The sequence below is a fragment of the Stenotrophomonas sp. PA-6-5C genome, assembly GCF_021605635.1.
GTDB lineage: Bacteria > Pseudomonadota > Gammaproteobacteria > Xanthomonadales > Xanthomonadaceae > Stenotrophomonas > Stenotrophomonas lactitubi.
The window spans coordinates 11,462-31,316 of sequence record NZ_WKEE01000026.1 but is presented as its reverse complement, the minus strand read 5'-3'; the positions used below and the strand labels follow the sequence as shown (position 1 = coordinate 31,316).

13 protein-coding genes are annotated in these 19,855 nt (G+C 62.4%); 7 read left to right on the top strand and 6 right to left on the bottom strand.

Going from position 1 to position 19,855, the window contains the following annotated elements; translation table 11 throughout:
• Positions 1-923 precede the first annotated feature (923 nt).
• The 6 genes from GIW57_RS12605 to GIW57_RS12580 all read right to left on the bottom strand — a co-directional run bounded on the left by GIW57_RS12605 (position 924) and on the right by GIW57_RS12580 (position 5,574).
• Positions 924-1,829: an HNH endonuclease gene (locus GIW57_RS12605; RefSeq protein WP_236511237.1), complete on the bottom strand. Its 906-nt coding sequence runs from the start codon at positions 1,827-1,829 to the stop codon at positions 924-926.
• Positions 1,830-2,452: 623 nt separating this feature from the next.
• A complete protein-coding gene (locus GIW57_RS12600; protein ID WP_236511235.1) occupies positions 2,453-2,821 on the bottom strand; it encodes a hypothetical protein in 369 nt (122 codons plus the stop codon).
• Positions 2,822-3,274: 453 nt separating this feature from the next.
• Positions 3,275-3,700, bottom strand: coding sequence for a TonB family protein (locus GIW57_RS12595; RefSeq protein ID WP_236511232.1), 426 nt, complete (start codon positions 3,698-3,700; stop codon positions 3,275-3,277).
• A gap of 91 nt (positions 3,701-3,791) precedes the next feature.
• A complete protein-coding gene (locus tag GIW57_RS12590) occupies positions 3,792-4,007 on the bottom strand; it encodes a hypothetical protein (RefSeq protein ID WP_236511229.1) in 216 nt (71 codons plus the stop codon).
• 109 nt (positions 4,008-4,116) lie between these two features.
• Positions 4,117-4,764, bottom strand: a complete 648-nt coding sequence (locus GIW57_RS12585) for an aldehyde dehydrogenase family protein (RefSeq protein WP_236511227.1) — start codon at positions 4,762-4,764, stop codon at positions 4,117-4,119.
• 162 nt (positions 4,765-4,926) lie between these two features.
• Positions 4,927-5,574, bottom strand: coding sequence for a HEPN domain-containing protein (locus GIW57_RS12580; RefSeq protein ID WP_236511225.1), 648 nt, complete (start codon positions 5,572-5,574; stop codon positions 4,927-4,929).
• Between the two features lie 888 nt (positions 5,575-6,462).
• Between GIW57_RS12580 and GIW57_RS12575 the strand changes: the two genes are divergently transcribed.
• The 7 genes from GIW57_RS12575 (at position 6,463) to GIW57_RS12545 (ending at position 19,684) form a co-directional block, all read left to right on the top strand.
• A complete protein-coding gene (locus tag GIW57_RS12575) occupies positions 6,463-7,467 on the top strand; it encodes a WYL domain-containing protein (RefSeq protein WP_236511222.1) in 1,005 nt (334 codons plus the stop codon).
• 88 nt (positions 7,468-7,555) lie between these two features.
• Entirely contained in the window at positions 7,556-9,319 is a 1,764-nt protein-coding gene (locus GIW57_RS12570) for a dynamin family protein (protein ID WP_236511219.1), read from the top strand.
• Positions 9,316-11,532, top strand: a complete 2,217-nt coding sequence (locus GIW57_RS12565) for a dynamin family protein (RefSeq protein WP_236511216.1) — start codon at positions 9,316-9,318, stop codon at positions 11,530-11,532. The genes GIW57_RS12570 and GIW57_RS12565 overlap by 4 nt, the downstream gene beginning before the upstream one ends.
• On the top strand, positions 11,529-13,310 hold the full coding sequence (locus GIW57_RS12560) for a dynamin family protein (RefSeq protein WP_236511213.1): 1,782 nt from the start codon (positions 11,529-11,531) through the stop codon (positions 13,308-13,310). Before GIW57_RS12565 ends, GIW57_RS12560 begins: the two co-directional genes overlap by 4 nt.
• Before the next feature lie 136 nt (positions 13,311-13,446).
• Complete coding sequence (locus tag GIW57_RS12555) at positions 13,447-14,637, top strand: DUF6361 family protein (protein WP_236511211.1); 1,191 nt, start codon at positions 13,447-13,449, stop codon at positions 14,635-14,637.
• Positions 14,634-16,472, top strand: coding sequence for a phospholipase D family protein (locus GIW57_RS12550; protein WP_236511208.1), 1,839 nt, complete (start codon positions 14,634-14,636; stop codon positions 16,470-16,472). Before GIW57_RS12555 ends, GIW57_RS12550 begins: the two co-directional genes overlap by 4 nt.
• A complete protein-coding gene (locus GIW57_RS12545; RefSeq protein ID WP_236511205.1) occupies positions 16,469-19,684 on the top strand; it encodes a helicase-related protein in 3,216 nt (1,071 codons plus the stop codon). Before GIW57_RS12550 ends, GIW57_RS12545 begins: the two co-directional genes overlap by 4 nt.
• The last annotated feature ends 171 nt before the right edge of the window (positions 19,685-19,855 follow it).

Here is a 19,855-nt window from a genome sequence, read left to right as displayed (position 1 = left end):
GATGCCTGGACTTTCTGGTTACATGGGAAAGATAAAATATTCCGAGCGGATGTATATCGTGAACAGGTCGCCAGCGATGCTCAAGCCGATCGGTCTATGCAATGATGTGAAGGAATACCTGATTGCAAGATATAGATCGCCATCTGCTGTTAATCGAACCATGTGGATTGAATCTTTGCGGAACAATCACGGGCTGAGTGTCTGTCCTATGTGCGGAAGTACTGGGCTAGGAAGCTTGGATCATTTTCTTCCAAAGGATGTCTATCCAGAGTTTTCCTGTTTCCCATACAATCTTGTCCCCTCATGTTTGACTTGCAATAAAAGTCGCTCCACCAAATCTGCAAATGCTGCCAAAGGAGAAGAGTTCGTACATCCATACTTTGATGAAGGGCTAATTAGGAGGATAAGGTTGGTGGTCTCGATAGCTCCTCCGTACGAATCTCCGAAGTTCGATCTAACTTGCAAGGGAACTTTCGGGGTAGAAGCTTGTCGGGTGAAATCGCATTTGGATTCTTCTATAAATTCAGATCGCTTCCGCGAAACGGTCTCGACGTACTGGTCCCCGTGGTGGCGGAAAGTAAATAGAGAGAAGAATCGCTCGGCTGCTAAGGTCCTATTGCGGCGTGAGATGTCCGACAACAGAAGCCTCGGCAGGAACTCTTGGTACGTTGCATTCTTGACCGGATTGCATAGAGATAACTTGGCCTTGGATTGGATGCGGATCAATCTGCCTAGGTAGAGCGGTAGACTGCAAGATGAATATCTAAGGAGGTTTGATGTAAGAGAGCTTGAATTGGTTTGTCTAGCTCCATGCGCCGACGTGTAAAGGGGGGGTGGTTAAGGTTTAACCCGTCTCTAGATCGTTAATTTAGATGGCTTGTGCGCTTGGCTGTGTCGGATTCAGTTAAGGATAATGAGATTATTCAGGCAAAAATCTGTGATCGGTGCTTTTCGCTAGAAAATACAACATTACGATGAAATTCTAGGAATCCAAGTTGCTTCCCGGAGAAAATGCTACGACGAACATTCATGTCAAGATTCAATCCGAGGCGGGCACGCACATCGAGAGGAAGCTCGGTCGAAACGAGTAAGCGACCGCTTGCCGAAAAGCTAATCCACCCCCGATCAAACAGCAGGTCCGCATGCGGAGCCAGTAGAAGACCGTTCTCGCCATCAACCCGTTCGCTATGAGTGCTATCCGCCCACGGTTTGATATGACTCGCGCGCAGGAATCTCAGGTCCTCAATACCGGTAAGCCGGCAGCCCTTCTCAATACCAATTAGGCGCTCACGGAACAGGCGTTGCTTTGTCCGCACTTCGGTTTCGCGTCTTGTGGTAGTCGCGCCGACGTCATCGATAGCGGCATCGATCTCAGCTTGGTCCGTCTCGCTTGCCGCGAGGCCCAGTGAGGCTTCCAGTGATCTCAAGCGGAACACGATGGCAGATCTTGGCTGCCCGTCGCGATCTTGCGTGCCAGGTTGAACGTAGGAGGACTGACACATGAACCTACCTAGGTACCGGTAGGGCCGCCCCTTGCCCATCATCTGAAACACTACGAGCGTCTTGCCATCCTTGACGTGCTCGCCAATCGCTCGGTTGCCCGCCACATACTTCATGTCTCCGATTTGACCCTCGCCGAAGTAGTGAAAGACTTCGTCGTCGTCCCAGAAATCATGGTAGCCGTGAGACACACCCGCCTCGCCAGTGAACGCGATGACTAGCGGATGCTCCTTGGGTGTCGAAATGCCGCCTTGCTGTTGCCCGCCAAATACGCCATGGATCTGCTTTTGACGGTTGTATAGCGCGCCCACCTCGAATGGGAGTTCCATCCTAGATCCCTGTCCCAGAAGCCAAGTGCTCAGGATTCTAGCTAGAACCAGGTTACTTGTGTCATTCGTTGACGCGTTTGGCTGCTAGGGCAGGGTGCAGATGGGTGCTATTGGGACGCAGACCGAGGGCAGCTGTTCTCCGGTGCGCTCAAGTTCCTCCTGCGTCCTTCTGGTGAGTCCCATCCATCTTTCCAGTGCTGTAGCTCTATTGCATCGCTCCCGACCGTAGACATGGTGACTATCAGAAGACTGGGCCCTGAGTTGTCAACGAAAAGGATGGGATCGCCACGCACGCTCAGATCAAAGAAGCGTGCACTGGAGTCGTGCTTTCCGATGATGACGCCTTGGCAAGCCAATTCTTCGGAAAAGCTCTCGGCCTCGGCCTGAAACAGGGCGAAGTCCGAGTCGGCGAGTCTTGGGTAGACCTCAAGATTCATCGTGGTGGCCGGCGCATACGCCCTGCCAATGATCAATCCCAATAGTGCTGCCGCCGTCAGGGCAAGCGAAGTCCGGCTCGGCATAGTGAGGCCAGTGTTGGAGGCTAAAGGCTCAGATAGCGGAGAATGCTTCGGACCGTGCATACGATCCGCACACTGCATTCGATGTGCGCAGCGAGGCGCGCTCTACTCCCGCACCTGCAACCGCTCAGCCACCTGCGCAGTCAACGCCACACAAGCCATCTTCAACCCTTCCATCACCCGATCCCCCAGGTACTCCTCGGGCGCGCCGTTCTGCCGAGTCCGCTCCGCAGCCAACATAAGCTCAGCCACCACGCGCAGCCCGGCCAGCGCGCAATCCGCATCCGCCAACTCAAGGCAGCGTCCAGGCAGTTGATGCCGCTCCGGCCAAGGCTGGCCGTCTGCCGCCGCACCGGTGCCGATGCGACGCAGCGTGGCAACGAAGGTGTTGGGGGCGATTGATGCTTCGCGCTCGACTTCAGTGTTGGCGGGGTCGTGCTGCGCGTGGAGAGAGTGGAATTCCGATGCGTTCATGGCAATGCTCCGTACAGGACAGACAGCAGCGCCACCAATAAAGGCGGCGGACGATGCGTGGCTCGAAAACCGGTGAATACCCAAGCCGGCGGGTCCGAAGACCCCCACGCACCGCCCGCCATGGAACGCGAACGGATTGCCAGCCGGCGCCATCCGAAGATGACGCCGACTGGCAAGCGCAAAGCACTGGGTATTCAGACGGGTTTTCGAGTCCCGCGCCACCCTTTTCCGGTGGCACGCCAAGAGATACCCGCACAGATGCCAAATGCCAAGAAATTGCAGAACCGACGATCGCCAGTCCTGACGCTTTCGGAATTGTCGCACACGGTGTTAAGGCGGCAAGCGATTGCGCCGCAACGGTCTTGAAGGGCTTGGCGCTATTGGCCCCAAGCGCAGGATGCCCAAAGCCAAGCCCATGGCGTAGGACCAATTACGACAGTTTGGATCGGCGGTTCAGCCAGGCGGCGCCTCGGCCGTGGGCACGAAGGTCAGACGCACCCGAACCCGCGCATGCCGCGCGACGCCCTCAAGCACGACCGGTTCGAAGCGCCACTGGTCCACTGCGGTAAAGGCCGCACGATCAATCTCCCGCAGTCCGCTGGAGCGCGCCACCATCACGTTGGAAACGTGGCCCAGCTCATCCAGTTGAGCAATCAACAGCACCTCCATGGGGACCTGCAGCACGGTATCGGGCGGCGTGGCAGGGGCCGTGGAATACACAACGGCAGGCGCCTGCTGCAGCTCGAAGGTGGGGTTGTCACCGCGCTCTACGAACACTTCAGTGGAAACCTGTGGGTCTGCCGCCATGGCCATGGCAGGAGTAGCGCCCAGCAGCATCAGAACAAGGTTCAATGCCAGGGCGGTGTTCAAACGGGGCATGCGTAGTTTCCAATCCGGTGCGCTGCCAGCATAGCGGCCATGCCCTGGCATCGCTTGCCTTGAATGCCGGCGTGCCGGACGGCTGCACGGTTCACACAGGCACGCGCGGCCGTGGCCACAGCGCATCGTCGCGCTCCAGGTCGTAGTCGCTGCCGAAGGCCAAGGCAGCCTCGCGCGGTGGCAGATCGGCGTAGCAGCCCAGTAGGAAGGCATCCATGCCAGCATCCTGGTGGTCGATGGCGAACAGGTAAAGAAGCTCCGCATCGACGGCGGCCAGCCATGCGGGATCGATCGGGGTCACGGTCATTCTCCATAGAGGGGTGGAGGATGCCGCAGGCCTGTCTCATGCAGCTGGACTGAGATCGGTAATGCGCTGGCCGAATCCCCTCACCCGCCAAGATGGCGCCCCCGCATCATCATGCCGCCGGCAGCGTGATCGATTTGATGTTGACGAATTCCTTCAATCCCTCGGGCCCATGCTCGCGTCCGTAGCCAGAGGCCTTCACCCCGCCGAAGGGCAGGGTGGGGCCGGCCACGTTGAAGCCATTGATGCAGACCATGCCGGTATCGAAGAACGTGGTGGCCAGCGCACGGGCGCGCTTCACATCGCGGCTGAAGATGCCGCCGCCGAGGCCGAAGCGGCTGTCGTTGGCGATACGCATGGCGTCGTCATCGTCCTTTGCCTTGATGATGGCCGCAGCGGGGCCAAACAGCTCGTCCTCATAGGCCACCTGGCCCGGTGCAACATCGGCCAGCACCGTGGCCGGGTAGAACCAACCGGTCTTGGCCGGCACCTCGCCACCCACCACCAGCCGCGCGCCCTGGGCAACGCTCTTGCTGACCTGCTCGTGCAGGGTGTCACGCTGGGCCTTGGATACCATCGGGCCGAGCCGGGTCTGTCCGTCGTTCGGGTCGCCCATGCGGATCTGCGCGAATTGCCTGGCGTAGGCTTCAACAAGCGCGTCGTAGTTCTTCTCGGTCACGAGGTGCTTTTCCGCGCCCCGCACCAGTACCTCCGCCAGGGTAACCTCGCCATTGGGCGAGAATGGAATGTGCTCGGGCACCAGAATCCCATGCCGACTGAGGGCGCAGAGGTTGGTTACAACCACATTCTGCTGTGGCTCGGAATGGTCATTGCTGCCTACGAATACGGCACTGAGCCCTTCGGCGACTGCCGGTTCCTCAAACGGGTGCAGCCCCGCGGTTGACGCTCGGTCTGCAGTCCGTCAGCTGGGAATCATCGGGTAAGCCACCTCGCCCAGATCGGGCGCGTCTTCCTTCAGCATCAACTGCAGGATAGCCGGCACCAACTGGCCGAGGATGGCGACACCGTCGCGCAGCTGCGCGCGGTTCGCCTGGCTGTCCCACGTGGCCCCGCCGTGCACCAGCTGGTTGCGCAGCACATACAGGCGGTCCAGCACGATGGAAAGCACGACCTCGGTGCGACGTTCAACTACGGCCTGCAGTGCCAGCCGTTGGTCTGCGGCAAAGCGCTCCGCCCAGCGGTTGCTGCTGTCATGTTCGCGCAGTGCCTGCCAGAAGCGTGCGTACACGAAGCGGTTTGCAACAAGCGTGCGGATGGGGCCAGGGAACTGTCTGAACAGAATGTCCTGCAGTCGTTCTTCCGTGTCGTGTGCCAGCAACGCGTTGAAGAACCGGCGCAGCTGCTCGCGCTCGGCATTCTCGAAGCCGAACTCCTGCGCGTAGGCTGCGTTGAGTGCGATCCACAGGAACAGGAAACGGGCATCCGTATCCTGGTCTTCCTGTTCGGCACGGTTGAGCCAGCTTATGGCGCGGTGCAGGCGCACGCGCGCAGAGTCCGGCTGCGCATCGCGAACGTGGCGGTGCGCTCCCTTCAGAGCAGTCGAATCCATCTGTCCCCCTGTCAGCTGGGCCATTATGCATGGCGTATCGGCCAAGGGAACTACTCCGAACGTCGTGCGCTGCGCCACGCTTCGGGAAGTCCCTGCCATAGCGTGTCCAGTGCGCTGGCGTTACCGCATTCCAGTGCGGTCGATCGGCACTGGGGGCAGTTGCGGAACCAAGTGAGGCCCTCGATGCGCACGTCCGCGGTTGGGGGCGTGGTGCGCTTCCAGCCGCAGTCCCGGCAGCGATAGGTCAGCTTCTGTGCGCGGCCCCACATCGTCCGACGCGCCTCAGTCATCTACGCCGAAAGACGGCTGGTCGGCCAGCCAGCGTCCCAGGCCGTAGAGCGCAAAGCCATATACCACCGTGGCACCAATGATCTTGAACATATAGTCCCTCTGCTGATTGAGTGGAGCATCCCTGCCCCGTTTCGATCCGTCGGCGATCATTCTGCGCAGTTGTGCGACAACCGGTGTCGGGTGATACAGGTCGCTTCGAACATCCGCTTCCCACTCTCAATGCGGTCGTGTGCGCATAGGGCCACTGCAGGCGCAGCCCGCTAGCGGCACTGCAGCCGGGAGTGGCTTTTCAGACCATTCCTAAAGACGTAGCGCGCGTTGGCGGTAGATTCTTCCTCAATGGAAGTTGCACGCTATCGGCTGGGCGCTTGATTACTTGAGCCAAGTTTTGGCGCACACATCGTTCCACGCCAACGCACACAGATGGCCGCCCTGCCTGCTGGGAAAGCGTGACTGGATTCACCATAATCACGCGATCAAGGGGAAGGAACCCGTTGCCAACCGAAGTGCCAGCTTGCGACATCAGATGTCGCAGCCTCCGGTTGAATCGGCTCATCACCGCTCGGGACGCTGTGCAATACACAAAGGATTGGCGCCATGTACAACGACAATCGCTCTTCGCTGGCGCGCCAATGGCGCCTGCTGCAGTTGCTGCATCCCGCTCCGCACTACCGCACGGTCAAGGAGCTGTCACAGACCTTGGCGGCAGAAAGCTACAAGGGGGGCACGCGCACCATCGAACGCGACCTCAACGCCCTTTCGCTGCAGTTCCCGATTGAGAGCAACGATCTGCAGAAGCCCTATGGTTGGGCATGGATGCGCGGTGCGTCCGCCTTCAGCATGCCCGGCATGTCTGTGTCGCAGGCTGTGGTGCTGCTGACGGCGCAGCGCAACCTGCAGGGGCTGCTGCCGGCCAACCATTGGCCGGCACTCACGCCGTTCTTCGAACAAGCCGAGAAGACGCTCGCTGCTGTACGCACCACCCGTGCCCTCCGGCGCTGGCACGACAAGGTGGCCGTGGTGCCGGCCAGCCAATCACTGCTGCCGGCTGCGGTAGATACCGACGTTGCGGTGAACGTGCACCAGGCACTCTTCAGCGACAAACAGTTGCACCTGGACTACGTGGCACGCGGTCGCAGCGACTCCAGCGAGTACGTCTTCCACCCGTATGGAATGATCCAGCGCGGTACATCCAGCTATCTGGCCGGTCGTATCGAGGGCCGCTCTGAAACCACCACGCTATCGCTGCACCGTATCCAGCGCGCCCGCATGCTTGATGCAGATACCGAGGGCGCCGAGACGTTCGAGCTCGGCAACTATGCGAGCCGCGTGGCCGCAGGCTTCGAGAGCAAGGGGCCATTGTCTGTCGAGCTTGAGCTTGACGAAGCGCTGGCCCAGCACCTGGCTGAGACCCCGCTGTCCCGCGACCAGCAACTGGATGTTGGCGATGGTCTGGTACCGCGCCTGCGGGCCACCGTTGACGACTCGGCTCAGCTGCGCTGGTGGCTGCTGGGTCTGGGGGCCTCGGTACGCGTCCTGGCGCCCGCAGCACTGGCCGACGACATCGCCGCCCGCCATCGCAGCGCTGCACAGCGCTATTGATGCGCGCGTGCGACGCCAGATGTCGCACGCCCACCGAACAATCACTCTGCGCCACACCACCGAACTACACGCCACACAGGGGATACCGATGTTCGCTGTAAAGAATCAATGCCTCGGTCTGCTGGACCGGATCACGACACTGGCTGACAGCGCGGGCATCGAGCTTCCGGAAAACCGGGCGCTCGCCGAGGAAATGCAGCAGGCCGAGCTGCTGGTGCCGATCATCGGCGCCTTCAGTGCAGGCAAGAGCTCGCTGATCAACACCTTCCTGGGTGCGGACGTACTGCCGGTCGGCATCACCCCGGAAACGGAGCTGGCCACGGAACTGCGTTACAGCCAGGACCCGCATATCCTGGCGCACCGCGCCGATGGTGGCAGCGACAGGCTTGCCGTGCAGGAACTGCTGTCGATCAAGCCGCGCGCATCGCTGTACACGCACCTGGAACTGCATCTGGACGATCTCCGTCTGCAGGCGCTGTATCCGCAGGTTCTGGTGGACATGCCGGGGTTTGGCTCGTCGCTGGAAAGCCACAACAAGGCCATTGCCTACTACCTGCCCCGTGGTGCGCACTTCATCGTCGCTGTAAGCGTGCCCGACGGCACCCTGGCCGAGTCGACGCTGCGCCAGCTCGAGACCATGCAGACTTATGAAGCCGGGTTCTCCATCCTGCTGAGCAAGGCCAACCTGCGTTCGGCCGAAGAGACCCATGCGGTGGAGATGGCGGTACGCGAACAGCTGGAACTGCGCCTGGGCGCCAAGCCTGCCATCGCACGCGACGACCGCAAGCAGGGTAATGGCCTAGCCTTGCTGCTGCCACAGATTACGGCAAGCGAACTGTGGCTGGGGCGCTTCCTGCCGCGCATTTCGAGCCAGCTCTCCCACGCGCGCGCCCAGGTGAAGACGGCGCGCCGGGCGCTGGATCAGAGTGGTGCGGACATCGCCCGCAGCGTGCGGCAGTTGAATGAAGCCCTGGATGATCTGAGTACCGAGCGTGACACGCTGGTCGCCCGCCTGGGGCGCAGCCGTCTGGCCCCGGTGGTCGAGCAGTGCGTGGAAGAAGTGGGCGATGCCCTGCGCGAAGCGTCCAGTGAGCTGCAGGCGGCCGCCGCTGGCGGCAACAATGCCCGGTTTTCCCAGGCGGTCAGCGACATCTCCCGCCAGCGCCTGAGCCGGGTTGTCAAAGAGCGCATGGATGGGCTGAGCCAGCAGGCGGTGGCAGATCTGGCCACGTCGCTGTCGCAGCGCGAAATGCATGACGTGGGCAGCGTGGGCGGGGTGGAGTGGACGCAGCAGATGCAGGTGCGCGTACAGGAGACCCTGGCCCAGACCAGCATGGCGCTGGACCGCTGGCAGAGTACCCTGCAGAAAGCGAGGGAAGGCGAACAGGTGCTCCGCCCCGACATGGGCGACGGCGAAAGTGACCGGGAGAAGGTGCAGCAGGCCAAGGTTGCCTTCCGCAGTGTTGCAACGGTTCTGGCAGTCACCACGAACGTTGTGGCGCCGGCCATCGAACTGGTCGTGATCTTCTTGCCAGAAATCCTCGGCCTTGTCTCGCGCAAGCTGCGCGAGGAAGAGCTTCGCAAGATCATCGACAACCAGGTCATTCCGTCAGTGCAGCGCGAGTTCCGCACCCGGCTGCCGGAACTGTTGCAGGAACAGGTGGATGGCCTGATCCAGCAGGCGGTGCAGGAATTCAGGGGCGCCATGGATGAGAAGCGCAAGCTGCTGGAAACCGTGGTGGCCGAGCAGGACAGCCCGGCGCGCGCGGCGCGCATGCAGGCACTGGATGCCGCTGAAGCGGGCCTGGCCGCCGTTGCCAATGACATTGCCGCACTGGAGACTGCCCGATGAGCGCGGAGATTCTTCTGGACCGCCAGCAGAAGCTGCTGAACTGGCTCGACGCGAATGCGGATGTCCTGAACGGTGCGGTCGGCGCGCAGGCACAGTGGCAGATCGACACGGTCGATGGCCTGAAAGAGGCACTGCTGCGCCTGGATGACGAGCATCGACTGCTGGACATCGGCATTGTGGGTCGGGTGAAGGCCGGCAAATCGACGCTGCTGAACGCGCTGGTGTTCAATGGCGAATCGGTGCTGCCGCAGGCGGCTACCCCCATGACGGCCGCGCTGACCACGCTGACATACGGGGAAACGTTCAAGGCGACCGCACGCTTCTATTCGAAGGCGGACCTTGCCAACATTGAACACGCCGCCGAGGCATACGAAGAACGGCTTGCGGCGCTGACCGCCGAGGAGCTGCGGCGTACCGAGGGGCGTGCAGGGGTGGATCCGGCACGCCGCCGGGAGCTGGCCGAGCGGTCTGCGCGACGCTCGCTGGCCACCAACCAGCCCTCGTTGCAGGCGTCGCATGAGCAGTGGGAAAAGATCACTGCGTCGGGGCTGTCGCTGGCCAAGCTGGGGGAGGAGGCACAGCTTTCAGCTGCGGATTTGCAGGAACTGGCGGTGCTGTTGGGGGGCTACGTTGCCGCTGAGGGCCGCTACATGCCGGTGACCAAGAGCGTAGACATCCAGATGCCGATGGAATCGCTGCGTGGACTGCGCATCATCGATACCCCGGGGCTGAATGATCCGGTGGCGTCGCGCGAAGCGCGTACCCATGATCTGCTGAAGTGCTGCGACGTTGTGTTTGTCGTCAGCCCGGCGGCGCAGTTCATGAGCCAGGAGGACTTGGACGTCATGGCGCGCATCACCGCTTCGGAAGGCATCCGTGAACTGGTACTGGTTGCCAGCCAGGTGGACAACACACTGCATGGATCGGAAATGCAGGCATCGCTGCACGCCTCGCTGGCTGGCCTGCGGCGCGAGTTGGCCGGCCACGCGCGCAAGGTGCTGGACGGCTTGAAGGCGTCCAACCCTGAAGTGGGGGACGTGTTCCAGGGCCTGGTAGACAAGGGTGAAGACGCGATCATCCACAGTTCCGGCATGTGCCATTCAATGTCAGTCGAGTTCGCCAACGTGGCGGACTGGGAGGGCGGGCGCCTGAACGCCTGGGATAATCTGAAGGAGACGTATCCCGACTACTTCAAGGACGACAATGTCGGCCTGTCGCGTACCAATCTGGACCAGTTGGCCAACATGGACGGCCTGCACAAGGTGGTGGAACAGACCCGTCTGGTGAAGGCGAAGGTTCTGGCTGCACGGCGGCAGGACCTGCTGGACGCCAAGCACCGCAAACAGGTGGAACTGCTGCGTGATCTGCGCAGGCAGCTGTCGCTGCGCCGCAGCGATATTGGCGAGGCCGGTCTGACGGACCTGAAGAAGAAAAAGCGTGCGCTGGAGCGTCTCAAGCTGGAATTGACGATCGCGCTGGACGATAGCCTCAAGACCATCAAGACCAAGTTCGTGAACGGCCTGCGCACGTCCATGAAGCAGGTTATCGATGCGGCCTATGACACTGCGGGTGCCGACGTACACCGGACGGTCGGCAACGTGACTACGACCCGCCGGGAAGCGTCCGACGGTGCCTTCAACTGGGTTGCCCGGAAGCTGTGGGACGGTGGCTACCGCGAGTACAAGGACGAGCATTGCACTGTACTGCCGGCGGCCGCAAAGGCCGCCGTGTCGGGCTTTGCGAACGGGCTTCGGACCGACCTCGACAGCAGGGCAGGCGAGCAGCAGGACAGGTTTGCCACAGAGTTGTTTGCAGATCTGCTGGCGCTGGCACGCGATAAGCTGGACGACGAGCTGGACATCGAGGCGGTCTATGCATCGCTGAAAAGCATCATCAACAGCGTTGAGTTCCCGGCGGTCGCGCTGCGTGCGCCGATCGTGAAGTCGCCGTCGACGGCAAAGCTGAAGGGGGCGGCCGCCGAAGCATTCCTTGAGCAGGTGAAGGATGCCGTGGAAACGCTGCGTGAAGCTGCTGACGCGGCCGCCATCGAGCACGTCGAAAGTGTGAAGAAGGCGATTCCGCGATCAGTTGCTGGCGATTTCATCGGACATGTCCAGGCGCAGTTCGACGCGCTGCAGGTACTGATGGAAGACGCAGAAAGGACGCGGGCGACGCTCGCCCGGATGGATGCCGAGCTGGAGGCAATGCAGTGAATGGTAACAACCGCACGCCCTTGTTCGATGGCACCACCGCGCAGCATCTGAACTACCTGGCGGGATGGAAGCCCTGGGGCCGCCGACCCCACGTGACCGCGCTCCAGCAACAGATGGACGCGGCCGATCAGCGCTGGAGCGCCATCGTTGACGAGTGCCGACAGCTGGGCGCCACTGCGGAGCAATCTGCGGCGACCTTGGCCGAGCGCACCACCCGACTTGGCGTCGCGTCCAATGCCTTGGCGGAAAGCGAGGCCACGCGCGGCCGTGAACGCGATGAAGCGCAGGCGCGTGAAAAGGCACTATCCGGCGAACGGGATGCGCAGGTGCAGGTGAACCGTGGACTGCAGGAGGCACTTGAGGAAGCGGCGCGGCGGGAACTGGACTTGAGCCAGCGTTACAGTGCCGAACAGATGGCTCGCACGCAGTTGACGACAACGCTGGTGGATGCCCAAGATCGTCTGAAGGTCCAGTCCATGCAGCATGCGGCAACGCAGGCGGCCCTTGAGAACGAGCAGGAACAACGCCGCCAGCTGGGCGGCGACCTGGACCGACTGGAGGCCGAGCACGCGGCAACGCAGATCCGCTTTGCGCTGGTTTCGCGTCTGCTTGCCGTGCCGCCGCCGCGCAACGAAGGCATCGAGGCGTTCCAGAAGTTGCTGGATGACGACTACATGCGCTTTGCCAGTGCCGAGGCGTCCCTGGCTGACGAGGCAAAGGCGCTGCGGCTGTTGCAGTCCATCCAGCAGGAGCTGCATCTGATGGCGGCCAACCCGGACATCTTCCGCCGTACGGTCGTGGGGGTGGTAGGGGGCTTCAGCAGCGGGAAGTCTGCGTTCATCAACAGTTTCCTGGGTAGCGACTTCAAGCTGCTTTCCAGTGTTACCCCGGCCACCGTCATTCCCAGCTACGTCTACCCCGCAGCGCAGACGAGGATTCAGGCTTATTCCTTCAACGGCGGCTGCATCGACCTGGACGCGGGCTTCTACAGGGAAATGTCGCGTGCATTCGTCGAGAAGTTCAGCTTCGACCTCAAGCGCATCATGCCGCTTGTCAGCGTGGGCACCCACATGGATACGGAGCGCACCGGCAACATCTGCCTGATGGATACGCCGGGCTACAACCCGGGCACCGACGGTGCGTTCAGTGAGAGCGATCGCGCGGTCGCGGTGTCCCATTCGCGGAAATCCGATGTGCTGTTCTGGATCATCGGTATTGATGCGAACGGCACGATTCCGCAGTCCGATATCGATTTCCTGACGGATATCGGATTTGAAGGACGCCCGGTCTACGTGGTGCTCAACAAAGCCGACCTGCGATCAGCGGACGACATCGATTCGATCCTGGATGCAATTGAGGAGGAGATCGAGCTGCATGGCATCAGCGTCGAAGGCATCAGCGCGTATTCCTCGAAGAATGCCAAGGAACTGGCCTTCCGTGGCAAGCCGATGCAGGCCTTCCTGCTGGAGCGTCCGAACGGTCGTCTGCCCATGGCGCACGTGGAAGAGCGGATCAACGAGGTCTTCGAGCTGTATCGCAGTGCCATTGCCGAATCCATGGCCACGGCCAAGGCCTGCCGTACTGCGGCCCGGGCGCTGGCGCTGGATCTGATGCAGGGCGAAGTGCAGGAAGAGGCCACCATGCGCGCTGCAGCAAAGAACGTGGAGACGATCAACGCGGCGATGAACCCCGACGCGCTGCAGAAGCTGCTGGCCGAAGCGGCGCGGATCAACACCGCGTTCCTCGAGGCGGCACGGCGGGTACTGGCGACGGGCTGAGGCCAGCCCCGCGGAAGCACGCGTTACCCACACCAGAGAAAGGAACAGGGAAAAGCAATGAACCAGCAGATCCAGCGCACGCGCGGTGTTGCGCGAAGTGCGTCCAAGCGCACATGTTCCAGCGGGAGGGTCTGAGATGCCTTCCAGCTTGACATGGCTCGACCATGACGCCGCTGCCCAGGCGCGCAGCACGACCCTGCTGGCGCTGCTGGATCAGCCGGATACCCGCGACGAGCTCGGCATCGGCGGCATCCGCGATGCCTTGTCCGATCAGCTCTTCCCGGGAACCTCCGTCATCCAGACCCGGCTGCGCTACATGCTGCTGCTGCCGAGGTTGTTCATTGGCCTGGAAGCTTCCAAGGTGCGCGCCAAGGACTTTGCAGAGCGTGCACGGCAGGACGAACTGGCGCTCAATGACCGTCTGGCCGATGAGGAAGGCGCCTTCGGGCGCGACTCCGGCCACAACCTCAAGCGGCTGGCCAGCTCCGTGTACTGGGCGGGCATGCGGTCGTGGGGCATCCTTGCCCGGCCGGGCTCCCAACAGGACTACTTCTCTGCGATTGCGCAGATCCGCAGCGACCGCAGCAGCAAGCTTGCGCGCGACGATGGCATGGAGGACCTGGAGCCAACGGCGCAAACCTGGCATGCATCGCTGGAAAAGCTGGTGGCGCCGGATGCACTGGAAGAGGGGTCACTGTCGCTGACGGCAGAGGAGGCCAGATTCATCCGCGAGCAATGGAAGATCCATCACCCGCACGCGCTGCTGGTGTGGCTGGCGCAGGATGAAGTCCGATTGAAGGAATGCGCTGGCGCGCGGTTCCCGTGGCTGCACCCGCAGATATCCACGGCACCACAGCCCTTGCGCAACCTGGTGGAACACGCGCGCCAGTTCTCCGGCCTGGCCCATGGCGCTGCGCTGGTCTACAACCTGGCATTGGCCGAAGCCTCCGGCAACGATGAACGCCGCAAGGATTACAGCCAGGATCTGGCTGCATGGATCGACGGCGTGCCTGCGTCGGGGATTGGCGACTGGAACGTAGAGAGCTTCTGGGAGCAGGTCGAGCGCGCTGGACGCCCGATCCACGCCAGGACCCGTGAGTTCGTGGACGCTTGGCTGAAACTGGTCAGGACCGGTCAGGCCGATTCCCCGCAGTCGCGCAAGCTTGTGCGTGATCGCGAACGTGCGTTGAAGCGCAATCTGTCGCGCTTCAATGCCGAGAACCTGGATCGTTGGGGCGGTGCATCCGGCCTGGGCGTTCTGAACTACCGGTGGGGTATCACCCGCCGCCATCTGGCAGACCTCCTGAACGGCCTGGAGGCTGCATGATCCAGCCATCTGAACGCAGCACCCTGACCGAAGCGCTGCAGCCGCCGAGCGGCTACCGGTTCGATGCCGGCGTTGCCACCACTTACAGCTTGTCGCTGGGCGCGTTGCTCGGCTTGCCTGCGCACATCTCATTGCTGGCAGACAAGGACAACAGTGCCGAGGAAGATCCGTTGCGGCTTGTGGAAGGGCTGCGACGGGCCAGCCGCAGGCTGGCCGTATTCTGCGAGCGCGGGCGAGTGGACGCGCCGCCTGCGGGTAACGCGCTGGCAGTGCTGGCCGAAGGCATGGTGCATGAGGTCTGTGCACCCCACGGCGGCGCCTTCCACCCGAAGCTGTGGGCGTTGCGCTATGTCGCCAGCGATGGCGCTGCAGAGCCAGCTCCGGTTGTTCGCCTGCTGGTACTGACCCGCAACCTGACCTGGGACCGCTGTTGGGATGTGAGCCTGCGATTGGACGGTGTGCCGCAGAAGTCCAAGCAGCCCGACAACAAGCCCCTTGCGGACTTCCTGCGCTGGCTGCCGCAGAACGTGAAGGGCACGCCGCCGGATCAGGAGCGGCAGGACATGATCGGATCGCTGGCCAAGGACATCGAACGCACGGCGTGGGAGCTGCCGCAGGGCTTCACCCGGTTGGCATTCCACGTGCTGGGTACCGGCAAGCGCCCGCTACCGTGGGTGCCTTTTGACAGCGATGGAAAAACCCAGGACGTGCTGATCGTTTCCCCCTTCGTGCGCGCGGGGGCGCTGCAGGCGCTGCGCGCGGGCTGTGCAGGTGATTTCAGGCTGGTCAGTCGCGCCGATGAGCTGGACGTGCTTCCGGACAGCGCCGGGTTGAACGACGGTGAGGCTTACGTACTGAAGCCAGACAGTGTCCTGTCCGAGGGCGAAGAAGCGGGACAGGGGGATACGCTGCAGGGGCTGCATGCCAAGATGGCCGTGTTCCAGCGTGGGCAGCGGGTGCATGTTGCCGTCGGTTCGGCCAACTACACCAACGCAGTCGTGCAGAGGGGCAGCAACGTGGAAGTGGTGGCCGAACTGAGTGGCACGCTGAACCGGATTCCTGCGCCACGGCAGTGGTTGGACGAGCATCTTCAGCCGCTGCTGGACGCTTACACGCCCAGCCAAGGTGAGGACGCCGAGGTTGCCGAACGTCGCCAGCTCCAGGACCAGCTGGAAGGCATGCGCCGTCAGATCGCGGGGGCGGTCTGGACGTTGCGCTGCGAATCCCACCCGGAGTCGGGTTGGAAGCTCTCTCTTTCCTGTCCGGACTTTGTGCTGGACGGTGCAGGCGTTCAAGCGTGGCCGTTGGCCGTGCCCGCCGAGCGGGCCCGTGCCCTCCACGCGGGTCAGGTGGACCTGGGGACGTTTGCCAGCCACGAGGTGAGCTCGCTGGTTGGCTTCCAGGTGACATTGGTCGACGCGCGCGCGAAAGCCCTGGACGTTGCACCGCTGCGCTTTGCGCTGGAAGTTTCATTGGTAGGTGCACCGCAGGACCGGGGCGATGCGCTGATGGCGCAGCTGTTGGGCAGTCGCGCGGCGTTCCTGCGCTATCTGGGACTGCTGCTGGATGACCCCACCGTAACGGGCAGTGGAAACCATTTTCAGCCGATGGGCCGTAGCAGGAACGGAAAGGACGGATATGGCCTGTCCGCAAGCTACCCGCTTTTCGAGCAGATGCTGCGCATCTATGCACGCGAACCTGAGCGGCTGGAGGCTATCGATCGCATGGTCAAGCGCCTGCACGGCAAGTCATTCGACGGTCAGCCTTGCTTGCCGGACGAGTTCCTGGCGCTGTGGAGCGTAGTAGGAAATGCCATTGGCAAGGAGGCTGCATGATGGGCAGGAACCACGATCCTTTCGATCCCACACCCGTTCTGGAACGGTTGAAGGGTTTCCAACGCAGGACGGTGGACCATGCATTCCGCCGCATGTACGAGGATGCCGATCCGGCGCTGCGGTTCCTGGTGGCCGATGAAGTCGGCTTGGGCAAGACGCAGGTCGCCAAGGGCCTGATCGCGCGAGTGGTTGCGCACAAGACGGCCGCCAACGAGCGCATGGACATCATCTACGTCTGCTCCAACGCGTCCATCGCGTCGCAGAACCTGGAACGTCTGCGTCTTCACTCCACCAAAGCGGTACGCGCGACCCGCTTGACGCTGCTGCCGCTGGCGTTGGCCGATGGCGGTCTGGACGGCGCCGGCGTCAACTTCATCAGTTTCACGCCCGGCACGTCGTTCCAGACAACCCGAGGCGGGGGCCTGGCAATCGAGCGCAGCCTGATCCATCGGATGCTGCAGGGCGTTCCCACCCTCAATCCGAAAGGCTTGGCGTGGGTATTGCGCGGTGGCCTGGGCGATCGCTGGCGGCAGAACTTCGAGCACGAGGAGGGCGTGAACGAGCCGGACGCGGCCATTACCCGTGCCTTTGTAAAATCGCTCGACAAGAAGCGGCTGAAGCAGCTCATCGAAGTCTGCGACAGACATGCCCGGCGCCTGAAGCGTCCTCTGGAAGATGACGAGCGCGCCGAAGCCCGGGAACTTACCGCATGGCTGCGCACCACGCTGGCGCATTGTTGCCTGAAGGCACTGAAGCCTGACCTGGTGGTGCTGGACGAGTTCCAGCGTTTCCGTGAGCTGCTTGTTGTACAGGACGCGGAGGCTGACGACGAAGCTGCGTCAGGATCATCTGCGGCGAAGCTTGCGCAGGAGCTGTTCGACCACGAGAGCAGGCCGCGTGTGCTGCTGCTCTCGGCCACACCCTACAAGATGCTGGTGGCCCAGCAGGACCAGGAGGACCACTACCAGGACTTCCTGGCGACGGCGGAATTCCTGTTCAACGATCCGAGAGAAGTTGCCGCACTGGGCGCTGACCTTGCCGCCTTCCGGGCAGCGTTGGTGGGCGTTGGCGCAGCACGAGCCAATGCCGCACCGCTCAAGCACGCCATCGAGTCGCGCTTGAAGAGGGTGATGTGCCGGACCGAGCGCGTTGGAGTGACCCAAGGGCGCGACGCGATGGTGAAGGACGTGCCGCTTGCGCTGTCGCTGACGCCGGAGGATCTGGCCGACTACGCGTGCGTGGATGCGCTGGCAAGAGAGGCTGGGGCCAATGACGTAATGGAGTTCTGGCGCTCCAGCCCATATCTGCTGAACTTCATGCGTGAAGACGGATACACCTTCAAGCGCCGCCTGATGGAACGTGCTGGACCCAAAGCAATGGGCAACACGCTGTCCCAGCATCGGGAGTACAGGATGCTGAGGCAGGATCCGTTGCAGGAGTACGATCCGATGGTCGCCGCCAACCCTCGGATGGACCTGCTCGCCAGCGAGATGAAGGACCGGGGCAGCTGGCGCCTGCTCTGGGTGCCGCCATCCATGCCTTACTGGGCGGGCGAGGGCGCTTACGCTGACGCGGCTAACTTCAGCAAGACGCTGGTGTTCTCAAGCTGGAACATGGTTCCCGATGCCATTGCCGGTCTTCTGTCGTACCACGCTGAACAGTTGGCCACCGCGGGGCATGCGCTTGACCTCAAGTACGATTCCCTTGCAACGACGCTGAGTGCACGACTGCGCTTCAACGGTGGCAAGAGCGGGCATGAGGACATGAACGCACTGACCCTGCTGTTCCCTTCGCGCATGCTGGCCGCGGTGGTCGATCCGCTGGCGATGTCGGTCGGCGCAGGTGGCCGCCTGCGACTGGCCGAAGCGCGGCAGGAAACTATTGCCAGGATGAGGATGCGGATCAATGAACTCGACCTGCAGGAGCCGAGGCATTCCGGTCCCCCTGATGTGCGTTGGTACTGGTTGACGTTGCTGCTGCTGGAGCGCGCGCACGTTGGCTTGGATGCCGATCAGTGCTGGGGTGAGGAGGACTTGACCATCGGCGCTGGCGAGGATGAGGAAGAAGGCGCAGCCCGTGTTTCCGGGCTGGGCTTCGCCCGCCACGTAGCGTACTGGCGACAGGTGTGGGAGCTTGGCTTCGATGAGCCTTCGCTGCAGACGCTTGGGCCCCGTCCTGACGACATTGCCGAAGTACTGGCCGATCTGGCGTTGGCGGCGCCGGGGGTATGCGCCCTACGTTCACTGCTGCGCTTGTTGCCCGCCGACGATGAGGTCGACCTGCGCCTGGCAGCTGTCAAGATCGCAGACGTGTTCCGGCGGCAGCTGAACATGCCTGAAGCGATCGCCATCATCACGCACGAAGAGGGCGCCGTTTACTGGCGGCGCGCCATTTCCTACTGTGCAGAAGGCAACCTGCAGGCATTGCTGGACGAATACCTGCACCTGCTGCACGAGCAGAAGGCAGCGGGAGACACGTTGACGCATGCACAGGCCATCGCGAAGGGAGTGAGTGATGCTGGTCACGTGCGCGCAAGCCAGCTGCATCCTGAGGGAATGCAGTTGGTGGACGGCAAGCTCGTCCGTGGCGACGCACTGTCCCTGCGCTGCCGCTATGCCATGCGCTACGGGAATGCCACTGAGGATGACAAGGTCGTTGCGCGCAAGGACGCGCTGCAGAACGCGTTCAATTCGCCCTTCCGCCCGTTCATTCTGGCGTCCACGTCGGTGGGGCAGGAGGGTTTGGACTTCCACTCCTGGTGCCACTCGATCGTTCACTGGAACCTGCCGGGCAATCCGGTGGATCTTGAGCAGCGGGAAGGCCGGGTGCACCGCTACAAGGGACTGGCCGTCCGCCGAAACGTAGCCCGTCTGGCGGGCTTCGTGCCCGACGGGGCAGGGGGAGATCCGTGGCAGGCCGTGTTCCAGAAGGCTGAGGCAGCGCACCAGGACACGCCACTGGCTGGCCTTGTTCCGTACTGGATCTGTGAAGCGCCCGGCGGCGTTGCGGTCGAACGCAAGGTGTTCCACTTCCCGCTCAGTCAGGATCAACTTCGCTTTGATCGGCTTAAAAGCAGCCTCGCGTTGTATCGCATGGTCTTCGCTCAGCCGCGCCAGCAGGATCTTCTGGGGCACCTGCAAGCGAGGGCTGACGGCGGTGAGGACATTCAGGCGCTGCTGGACACATGGCGGATCGAGCTGCTGCCAGACTGAGTAATGCAGAGGAGGCGCTGTTCAGGCCGGCCGCCGAGGGTGAAGCTCGGCGGCTCCTTGCTGCGTGGCGCCAACCAGCGGCATGCATAGGTGGGTTCGCCGGCACGCCAGCGCCAGCCAAGGCAAAGTGCGTGGTCAAGGCGACATAGCGCACATGGTGCCGTGGCCGGA

Coding starts and splice junctions, on each gene's coding strand:
- GIW57_RS12580 (WP_236511225.1), bottom strand. CDS start 5,574: ATGGATTCGACTGCTCTGAAGGGAGCGCACCGCCACGTTCGCGATGCG.
- GIW57_RS12605 (WP_236511237.1), bottom strand. CDS start 1,829: ATGGAACTCCCATTCGAGGTGGGCGCGCTATACAACCGTCAAAAGCAG.
- GIW57_RS12550 (WP_236511208.1), top strand. CDS start 14,634: ATGATCCAGCCATCTGAACGCAGCACCCTGACCGAAGCGCTGCAGCCG.
- GIW57_RS12545 (WP_236511205.1), top strand. CDS start 16,469: ATGATGGGCAGGAACCACGATCCTTTCGATCCCACACCCGTTCTGGAA.
- GIW57_RS12570 (WP_236511219.1), top strand. CDS start 7,556: ATGTTCGCTGTAAAGAATCAATGCCTCGGTCTGCTGGACCGGATCACG.
- GIW57_RS12575 (WP_236511222.1), top strand. CDS start 6,463: ATGTACAACGACAATCGCTCTTCGCTGGCGCGCCAATGGCGCCTGCTG.
- GIW57_RS12595 (WP_236511232.1), bottom strand. CDS start 3,700: ATGCCCCGTTTGAACACCGCCCTGGCATTGAACCTTGTTCTGATGCTG.
- GIW57_RS12565 (WP_236511216.1), top strand. CDS start 9,316: ATGAGCGCGGAGATTCTTCTGGACCGCCAGCAGAAGCTGCTGAACTGG.
- GIW57_RS12600 (WP_236511235.1), bottom strand. CDS start 2,821: ATGAACGCATCGGAATTCCACTCTCTCCACGCGCAGCACGACCCCGCC.
- GIW57_RS12590 (WP_236511229.1), bottom strand. CDS start 4,007: ATGACCGTGACCCCGATCGATCCCGCATGGCTGGCCGCCGTCGATGCG.
- GIW57_RS12555 (WP_236511211.1), top strand. CDS start 13,447: ATGCCTTCCAGCTTGACATGGCTCGACCATGACGCCGCTGCCCAGGCG.